3 protein-coding genes are annotated in these 2679 nt (G+C 57.2%); all 3 read left to right on the top strand.

What is annotated here, in order from left to right; all coding sequences use genetic code 11:
- Positions 1–465: biotin synthase BioB (locus tag ACP5D0_RS08395; RefSeq protein ID WP_472365249.1), on the top strand; the 465-nt coding region annotated here is incomplete at its 5' end.
- A gap of 21 nt (positions 466–486) precedes the next feature.
- Positions 487–1680: an 8-amino-7-oxononanoate synthase gene (gene bioF / locus ACP5D0_RS08390; RefSeq protein WP_472365247.1), complete on the top strand. Its 1194-nt coding sequence runs from the start codon at positions 487–489 to the stop codon at positions 1678–1680.
- A 21-nt stretch (positions 1681–1701) separates the two neighbouring features.
- Positions 1702–2547: a pimeloyl-ACP methyl ester esterase BioH gene (gene bioH, locus ACP5D0_RS08385; RefSeq protein WP_472365246.1), complete on the top strand. Its 846-nt coding sequence runs from the start codon at positions 1702–1704 to the stop codon at positions 2545–2547.
- Positions 2548–2679: the final 132 nt, after the last annotated feature.

The following is a 2679-nucleotide window of genomic DNA, read 5'->3' as shown; positions in this document are numbered from 1 at the left end:
AAAGCCGGCATCAATGTCTGTTCCGGCGGCATTATCGGCATGGGCGAAGAACACAAAGACCGCGCCGAGCTGATTCGCACCTTCGCCACCATGCGTCACCACCCGAATTCCGTCCCGATCAACCTCTTGGTGCCGATTGAAGGCACCCCGCTGGCGCACATGAAAGGCCAGACCGATTCCTTTGAATTCATTCGCGTCATCGCCACCGCGCGCATTGTCATGCCACAAAGCTATGTGCGCTTGTCGGCCGGGCGCATGGAATTGCCCGACGAAGCCCAGGCGTTGTGTTTTCTGGCCGGTGCCAACTCCATTTTCTACGGCGACAAACTGTTGACCACCGACAACCCGGAAGGCGGACACGACGAACAGTTGTTCGCGAAACTCGGCATCACCATGCAAACAAACGTTAAAGCCGAGATGGCCGCGAAAAAGCTGGCGGAGCAAGCCACCGAACTGACCGCTTAACCCAACAAGTCGGTTCACGTCATGTCTCAAGAATCCATTGAATCCCGTTTTGCACCGATTTTAGCCGAACGGGACGCCGCGGCCCTCACCCGGCGTCGGCCGCTCGCCACCTCGGCGCAAACCCCGCAGATGCAAATCAACGGCCTTCAAGTCGTGAACTTTTCATCCAATGACTATCTGGGGCTCGCCAATCACCCCAAACTGAAAGAAGCCCTGCAGTCGGTGGACTCGCTCAGCTATGGCTCTGGCGCGGCGCATCTGGTGACCGGCCACCACCTTGAACATCACCTGCTGGAAGATGAAATCGCCGACTGGCTCGGATGCGACCGTGCGTTGCTGTTTTCCACCGGCTATATGGCTAACCTCGCCGTACAGCAAACCTTGATGCAAAAAGGCGACTGGATTCTGGCCGACAAACTCAATCACGCCTCGCTCATTGACGGCGCCCGCTTTTCCGACGCCGACCTGAAACGCTATCCGCACAACGACATGCAGGCGCTGGAAAAACGCTTGAAACAAGCCCAGGCCGAAAACCGCCAATGCCTCATTGTCACCGACGGCGTTTTCAGTATGGACGGGGATTTCGCGCCGCTGGATACCATTCAGACGTTAGCCAAAACCTACCAGGCCTGGCTGTTTGTGGATGATGCCCACGGTTTCGGCGCGGCCGGACCACACGGCCGAGGCACCTTCGAGCAGTTTGGCCTGACACCGGACGACAATACCATCCTAATGGGCACCTTCGGCAAAGCCTTCGGGACCTCGGGTGCCTTTGTCGCCGGTAGCCAAACCCTGATCGAAACCCTGATTCAACTGGCGCGCCCCTACATTTACACCACCGCCAGTTCCCCCATCAACGCCAAGGTGACACGTCAAGCCTTGCAGCTGGTGCAAAACGGCGACGACGCACGTCAGAAACTGCAACGCCATATCCAACAGTTTCGAGACGGCGCTGCGAAAATCGGCCTGACGCTCTGGCCATCACAAAGCGCCATTCAACCGATTATGATTGGTGACAGCCAACGCGCGCTGGATTGGTCGGATGCGCTCAAACAGCAAGGCTATTGGGTCGGCGCGATTCGCCCACCGACAGTGCCCAAAAACACCGCACGCCTCCGCGTGACCTTATCGGCCAGCCACACGTCCGAGCAAATCGACGGCTTATTGGCCGCGCTGGCTCAGTGTGCCGATGCATTCCCGTCCCACAGTTTATAAAATAGCCGTACAATAGCCGCCATGTCCGAAAACGCGAACATCACCCCCTTAACCCTTCACACCGACATCTTGCCCTATACGGGTGAAGGTGCTAAAGAAGCCGTCGAAAACCTGACCTTGATTCATGGCTGGGCCGCGGAAAACAGCATCTGGCAGGACTGGGTCATTGAATTTCTGTGTCCGCACTATCGGGTGCATTTAATCGAACTGCCGGGGTTCGGGCAAAGCCCGCACTTCAATCAACTGCCAATCGACCAAATCGACCAGGCCTGGCTGAATTCACTGATTCAGGCGTTGCCCGAACATACCCATTTGCTGGGATGGTCGCTGGGCGGCCTGCTCGCCCAACAAATCGCCTTACGGGAACCCGAGCGAATCAAAAGCTTGGTGTGCCTGGCTTCCACGCCGCGCTTCGTCCAGAACGACGGTTGGCGTTGGGCGGTCAGCCCCCCTTTGATGGCGGACTTCATCAAAGCCCTCGGGGTGGAATACATCGGCGTCTTGAAACAATTCTGGAACCTGCAATTGCAAGGCACCGAAAACGCCCGCCCCTTGATGAAACGCTTACGGCAACACATGAGCCAGCGCAGCTTGCCGCATTATTCCGGTTTGCTGCAAGGCCTTTACTTATTGCGCGACATCGACAACCGCGACGCTTTGCTGCACCTGACACAACCGACCCTATGGCTACTGGGCGAACAGGACCCCTTGATTCCGAAAGAACTGGTTCAATCCCTCAGCGAACTGCAGCCGGATGGTGAAACCCGGATTCTGCCCGGGGTGGGACACATGCCGTTCTTTTCGCATCCTGACGCCACGGCGCGCGAATTACTGGCTTTTTTACGCGCACACCCTTATCATTCATGACCATGCAACATTTCAGCCGTGCCCACATCCAGCAACATTTCAATCACGCCGCCGTCCGTTACGACGAAGCGGCCGTATTACAGCGCGAAGTCGCCGCCCATCTGGACGAACGCCTCGATCTGATCACACTAA

The organism is Hydrogenovibrio sp. (assembly GCF_049975065.1).
In the GTDB taxonomy this organism is placed as follows: domain Bacteria; phylum Pseudomonadota; class Gammaproteobacteria; order Thiomicrospirales; family Thiomicrospiraceae; genus Hydrogenovibrio.
This window is presented reverse-complemented; position numbering and strand designations above follow the sequence as displayed.

What these genes read in the sequence shown, in the direction of transcription:
- bioF (WP_472365247.1), top strand. Translation starts at nt 487, where the DNA reads ATGTCTCAAGAATCCATTGAATCCCGTTTTGCACCGATTTTAGCCGAA.
- bioH (WP_472365246.1), top strand. Translation starts at nt 1,702, where the DNA reads ATGTCCGAAAACGCGAACATCACCCCCTTAACCCTTCACACCGACATC.